4 protein-coding genes are annotated in these 6,023 nt (G+C 67.8%); 1 reads left to right on the top strand and 3 read right to left on the bottom strand.

What is annotated here, in order from left to right:
- Positions 1 to 377: 377 nt before the first annotated feature.
- Positions 378 to 1,289 (bottom strand): DMT family transporter, encoded by a 912-nt coding sequence (locus ACE3UY_RS08065; RefSeq protein ID WP_374687030.1) that lies wholly within the window; start codon positions 1,287 to 1,289, stop codon positions 378 to 380.
- Positions 1,290 to 1,431: 142 nt separating this feature from the next.
- Here ACE3UY_RS08065 and ACE3UY_RS08060 point away from each other — a divergent pair, with 142 nt between their 5' ends.
- The gene (locus tag ACE3UY_RS08060; RefSeq protein WP_374687029.1) at positions 1,432 to 4,998 is read left to right on the top strand and encodes a BTAD domain-containing putative transcriptional regulator; all 3,567 of its coding nucleotides are present in this window, start codon (positions 1,432 to 1,434) and stop codon (positions 4,996 to 4,998) included.
- 70 nt (positions 4,999 to 5,068) lie between these two features.
- Here the strand turns inward: ACE3UY_RS08060 and ACE3UY_RS08055 are convergent, their stop codons facing one another.
- Together ACE3UY_RS08055 and ACE3UY_RS08050 are read right to left on the bottom strand one after the other, a co-directional pair.
- Positions 5,069 to 5,482, bottom strand: coding sequence for a DUF1573 domain-containing protein (locus tag ACE3UY_RS08055; RefSeq protein WP_374687028.1), 414 nt, complete (start codon positions 5,480 to 5,482; stop codon positions 5,069 to 5,071).
- A 178-nt stretch (positions 5,483 to 5,660) separates the two neighbouring features.
- Positions 5,661 to 6,023: PCYCGC motif-containing (lipo)protein (locus ACE3UY_RS08050; RefSeq protein ID WP_374687027.1), on the bottom strand; the 363-nt coding region annotated here is incomplete at its 5' end.

Raw genomic sequence — 6,023 nt, 5'->3', positions numbered from 1 at the left:
TGGGGGCGACGGTCGGCGTCGCCTCAGGCGCTTGCCGGCAGGCCGCCAGGGCCAGCAACAAGACAAGCGCGAACAACGGATACAAGCGTTTCATGATGTGCCGTCTCCTTGCCATGCAGGCTTGCACACCAACCACCATCCGTGGCCCGCAAGCCTGTCAGTATAGCGTTGCTACAGAGCAAGGGGTTCGCAATGCGAGGGCAAACTTATGTATCTCTCATGGCGGAAGCGCCGCGGCCAAAATACTTAATAAGGAAGGATCCGCAGATTGCGTAGATTAAAGAGGCTCACGCAAAGAGCGCAAAGTTCACCAAGAACGCAAAGAAAGAATAAGCCTTGGCGTTCTTGGCGTTCTTAGCGTCCTTTGCGTGAGCCTCTTAATCTGCGAAATCTGCGGATCCTTCCTCTTTTCTTCCCCGCCCCGACGCCAGCGCCGCCCCGCCGACGATCAGCACACAGGCCGCGGCGATGACCCAACTCGGCTCGGCCAGCCGCATGGCAACCAACAATATCGTGGAGAGCAGCGGCGCGGCGTAGGCCAGCGCGCCGAGGGTCTGGATGTGGCCGCGCTTCACGCCATAGTCCCAGGTGTAGAACGCCGCGCCGACCGGCCCCAACCCCAGAGCGACGACGGCCGCCCACTGCCAGCCGCCCGGCCAGACCGTCTCCTCGAACAGCAGGTGGCAGACCAGGGCCAGCCCGGCCGTCGCCGCGCAGAATGCGCCGACGGCGCTGGTGGGAACCGCGCCCAGCCGCCGCGATAGCACCGAATAGCTCGACCAGATGACGGCGCAGGCCAGGGCGAAGGCGTAGCCCGCGGCGTACTGCGCGTCGAAGGTCAGCCCCCGGCTGCGCGTCACCAGCAGCGCCGCCCCGGCAAAGCCCAGCAGCGCCCCGGCCACCTGATAGCCGTGCAGTCGTTCGCCGGGCAGCAGCGCGGCGAACAGGACGATGAGCAGCGGCCAGAGGTAGGCGATGAGGCTGGCCTCCACCGGCGGGGCCAGCCGTAGGGCCATGAAGTAGGCGAAGTGGTAGCCGAACAGGCCGTATAGCCCCACCGCCCACGCCGCGAGTGGCACAGGTTTCTTAACCTGCGATCCCCCCTCCAGCCACAGGTTAAGAAACCTGTGCCACGCCAGACCGATCAGCGTCGCCAGCGTAAACGACATCGCCAACAACTGGAACGGGGGAATATCGCCGCTGAGGGTGGTCAGCGTCGCCAGCGTGGCCCACATGAGGACGGCCGTCGCGCCGACGAGCGTGCCGCGGCGGGTGGAGAAAGTTGTCATGCGGGGGGATTATAGCGGAGAGAAGAGAATGTCACGCAAAGACGCAAAGCGCGCAAAACCTAGAATTCTGGGCTTTGCGCGCTTTAGCGTCTTTGCGTGAGATACTGTCAGGCAAGGCAGTGAAGTGTGATACAATGCGCCCATGCGCGTCAGAAACCTGTTTCTCTTCGGCGCGCCGCGGTTCGAAGTCGAAGGCCAGTTCATCAGTTTTCATCGCAACCGCGCGCTGGCGCTGGCGGCCGTGCTGGCCGTTAGCCCCGAACCGCAGGCGCGCGATAGCCTGCTGGCCTTGCTCTGGCCGGTGTTCGAGACGGATGACGCGCGCAATAACCTTCGCCGCGAACTGTCCCACCTCCGCGCGCTCCTGGGCGAGGACGCGCTCATCGCCGACCGGAGCACGGTTGTCCTGAATCGCTCGACCCTTCACGTCGATCTGTGGGCCTTCGAGCAACGCCTGGACGAGGCCCGCGCCCACCAGGCCTCCCACCCCGGCTCACTCTGCGACGCCTGCGCGCGGTCGCTCGGCGCGGCCGTCGACCTGTACACCGCGGACTTTCTAGCCGGCTTCGGCCTACCCGACAGCCCGGCGTTCGATGAGTGGCAGTCGCTCGAACGGGAGCGGCTGCGCCGGCTGGCGGTCGGGGCGCTGGATCGGTTGGCGGCGTGGCGGCAGGGGCGTGGGGAGCACGAGAGCGCCGCCGGCCTGGCCCAACGCCTGCTCTCTCTGGAGCCGCTTCACGAGCCGGCCCATCGCCTCCTCATGGAGGCCCTCGCCGCTTCGGGGCAAAGGCCGGCAGCGCTGCGTCACTATGACCGGCTACGCCTGCGGCTGGCCGAAGAGGTGGGCGCGGAGCCAGAGCCGGCCACGACCGAATTGATTGAGGTCATCCGGCGTGCAGCCGGCGTGTCTGGCACGCCCGACCGCCCCGCAATCGAGGTGGCCGGCCCAGTTCCCGTGCTCCTGCCCACCCACGCGACCCCCTTCATCGGCCGGCTGGCGGCGGTGGCGGCGCTCATCGAGATACTGGAGGACGCTCATACTCATCTGCTGACGCTGACCGGGCCGGGCGGCATGGGCAAGACGCGACTCGCTGTCAGGGCCGCGCGAGAACTGGCCGGGCGCGACGTCCACCGCTTCCCCGACGGCGTCATCTTCGTCTCCCTGGCGGGGCTGTCGCTCGTGGAGGGGATTCCGGCGGCCATCGCTGACGCGCTCGACTTTTCGTTTCGCGCCGATGGCAACGCGCCGCCGCCCGATCGCCAGTTGCTTAACTACCTGCGCCGCCGCCGTCTGTTGCTCGTGTTGGACAATCTGGAACACCTGCTCGATGAGGGCGGCGCGGCCTTCCCGGCCGAGATCGCCCGCGCCGCGCCGGGGGTGGCCGTGCTGGTCACGTCGCGCTTCCGCCTCAACGTCGCCGGCGAGCGCCTCTACCCCGTGTCGGGCCTGGACACGCCGGCAGAGGCCGCGACCGGCGGGGACGTGGACGCCGCGCTGACCTTCAGCGCCGTGGCGCTATTCGCCGAGGCGGCGCGGCGCGTCCGGCCCGGCTTCGCGCTGACCTCTGACAACGTCGCCGCCGTCGCCGCCATCTGCCGCCAGGTCGGTGGGATGCCCCTGGCGATTGAGATGGCCGCCGCCTGGCTGGAAGCGCTGACGCTGCCGGAGATCGCCGCCGAGATTCAGCGCGGCCTGGATATCCTGGCCACCGACTTGCGCGACGTGCCCGACCGGCAGCGCAGCATCCGCGCCGTGTGCGACGCCAGCTTCCGGCTGCTGACCGAGGCCGAGCGGGCCATCCTGCCCTGCCTGGCCATGTTCCGCGACGGCTTCACGCGCGAAGCGGCCGAGGCGCTGGCCCAAACGGACGAAGCGGACGCCCGCGGCAAGCCCGGGTTTCTCCAGATTCTCCTCGCGCTGGTCCACAAATCGTGGTTGAGCCGCGACGAGGACGGCCGCTTCCAGATGCACGAGTTGCTGCGCCAGTACGCCGAGGAGCAGTTGGGCGCGACCCGCGAGGCGACGGCCGAACGCCACGCCCGCTTCTTCGCCGGCTATCTGGAGCGCCTCTGGCCGCGGCTCTATGGCGCCGGCCAATTGGCGGCGCGCGACGCCATCGCCGCCGACATCGGCAACGTGCTGGCCGCCTGGGAGTGGTTCACGCGGCGCGGCGAGCTGACTCCCCTGGCCCGGCAAATGCTGCTGCCCCTCTACTTCTACTTCCTCATCCGCTACCAGACGAACAACCTCCTCGAGTTGCTGGATTGGACTATCGCCAACGCCGCGCCCGGCGACGGCAACGAGGCGGCCCGTCTGATGGTGCGTTGCGCCCGCGCCGCACCCCTGACGAACATGAACGTCTTCTGGTGGAGCGACCCCGATCTGATTGAACTGTGGCGGTCCGTATCGGCGCTGGAGCGGACCGAGGGGCTGGGATACTGGTACATCCGGCTGGCCGAGCAGGTAGGCATCCACCACGATCCCGTCGCGGGCCGGGCGGCGCTGCGCGAACGGGCCACGCGCGCCGCCGCTGGCGATGACTGGCTGCTGACCGAAGCCCGGCGCTCACTGGCAAACCTGCTGGTCGCTTCCGGGACCGGCCGGGCCGACTGGATCGAGGCGCATGAGATGTTGCGAGAGGCGGCCGCCGCCTACGAGCGGTCGGGCAACACGTTCGCGCTGGCCTTGACACTCCATGAACTCGCCAGAGTGGGCGGCCATACCCTCACCGCGGCCGAAAGGCTGGCGATGCTTGACCGCGTGGGCGGCCTGATGGAAACCCTGGGCATCTCCCACATTGGCTGGGATTGGAGCTGGAACAGTCTGGTCACTCGCGTCCGCATGGGCCGTCTAGAGGGACTGTTCGAGCCGCTTCATAAGGCGCGCACTCAAGCCCAGGAGCGGGGCGACCGCATCCAGGAAGTCAACATCCTGAGCTGGGAGAGCACCTACGCGCTGCGCTACAGCACCACAGACCACGCCATTCATGTCCGACTCGAGGCGTTGACGATCGACCACGAAGCCAGTTTCTTCGACGACGTTCTCTGGGGGTGGTGGAATCTGGGCGAAATCTATCGCGTCCGGGGCGACCTGGCGGCGGCGCGTGACTACTGCGAGCAAGCGCTGGTGGGCTTCAGCAAATTGGCCGACCCGATGGGCCTCTCCTACTGCGAGTTCGGCTTCGGCGCGCTGGCCCTGATCGCCGGCGACGCCGTCGAGGCGCACGAGCGGTTGGGTCGCTACGTGGAGATGTCGCGGACCATGCCGACCAACTGGTGGAATGAGGCGTACGCCGTGATCTGGCTGGCCCGGGCCAAGACCGCCCTGGGTCGCCACGACGATGCGGCGACTGCGCTCAGCGACGCGCTGCGCCTGCTGGTGGCCCGCGAAGATTATGAGCTAGGGCCGTGGGCGCTGGCCGCCGCGGCCGAACTCGCCCTGGCCGCCGGACGGCCGGCGGTGTGCGCCGCGCTATGCGCCCTGCTCCGGCCTCTGCCCCAGACCTGGGCCGAGACGCGGGCGCTGCTGGACACGCTGGCGACCCGGGCGGGCGCGGCCGGTTTCACCGTGGCCGAACCGACCGCGCCCCTCCCGGCAGCCGACCTGGAGGCGCTGCTCGACCGCGTGGCCGGCCTGCCCGACGCGCCGGCGGCCGAATGGCTGGAGGGTGTCGCGCGGCACGTTGCTCCCCTGTTAGCGACCGTGTGAACAAACGCACCAAGCGCCTGTCGGGTAGACCGGCAGGCGCTTGATCAGCAACGGGGTGGGCGTCGCTGTTCTATTCGGGCGGCAGTATCGTGGCCGTCAGTTCGAGCACCGCCTCCGGCCGCGCCGGGTCGTTGGTCGACAGCATCACCTGGCGCATCAGCGCGCCGCGCAAGTCTGGCCCATGCGCGCCGGAGTCGAAGGCGATGTGGAGCGTGCCCGTCGCGCCGGGGGCGATAGTCATCGGCTCCAGCGTAGCCGTCGTGCAGCCGCAGGAAGTCGTCACCGCGTCCACCACCAGCGGCGCGCCGCCCGCGTTGGTGACGGTCACGTCCCGTTCGACGATCTGCCCATTGGGCACGCCGCCCAGGTCGAGCGCAGTGACGTCGAAGCGGATCGACGGCCCCTCGGTCGCCCCTGCCGTCCCGCCGCAGGCCGCTACGACGAGTGGCAATAGAAGCATCAACAATAGTGTAACCTTCCGCATGATTCCTCCAGAAGCGATCCACAGATTTCGCAGATTGCGCAGCTTGGGAAGAGGTTCACGCAAAGGGCGCTAAGGGTGCAAAGCTCGCAAAAATTCTTCTTGGCGTTCTTGGCGACCTTGGCGCACTTTGCGTGAGCTTCTCAATCTGCGTAATCTGCGAAATCTGCGGATTATTTTCTTAGTGTTCTGACATAGCCGGCATCTCGCCCGCAGCGCCGGCCGTGAGCGGCGTCGGCGGGCCAAAGGCGGCGTAGTGGCGCTCCATGTAGGCGCGGATCAATTCCGGCGATGTGCCACCATCGAGTAACCACATCTGATCCTGCGTGATGTCGACGCAGACGGTGCAATTGACCGCATGGAAATCGAACACCAGCGTCCCATCCGCCTGCGCCTCGGACACGTAGCAGTCATAAGACGAGACGTGACCCAGCCCGACGCAACCGCAGTAGCACGGCACTTGCTCGGCCGCCGCCCGGTTGGCAACGGCGAAGCGGTACGCCTCCTGTGTGCGCGCGCCGGCCGCCTGCACCTCGGCCGGCAT

It is taken from the genome of Promineifilum sp. (SeqCode), from assembly GCF_041918635.1.
Taxonomy (GTDB): Bacteria; Chloroflexota; Anaerolineae; order Promineifilales; family Promineifilaceae; genus Promineifilum.
The sequence above is the reverse complement of the archived record's forward strand: the minus strand, read 5'-3'. Positions and strand labels throughout refer to the sequence as shown.

Excerpts from the sequence above, each read along its gene's own strand:
- ACE3UY_RS08055 (WP_374687028.1), bottom strand. The coding sequence starts at position 5,482 with ATGCGGAAGGTTACACTATTGTTGATGCTTCTATTGCCACTCGTCGTA.
- ACE3UY_RS08060 (WP_374687029.1), top strand. The coding sequence starts at position 1,432 with ATGCGCGTCAGAAACCTGTTTCTCTTCGGCGCGCCGCGGTTCGAAGTC.
- ACE3UY_RS08065 (WP_374687030.1), bottom strand. The coding sequence starts at position 1,289 with ATGACAACTTTCTCCACCCGCCGCGGCACGCTCGTCGGCGCGACGGCC.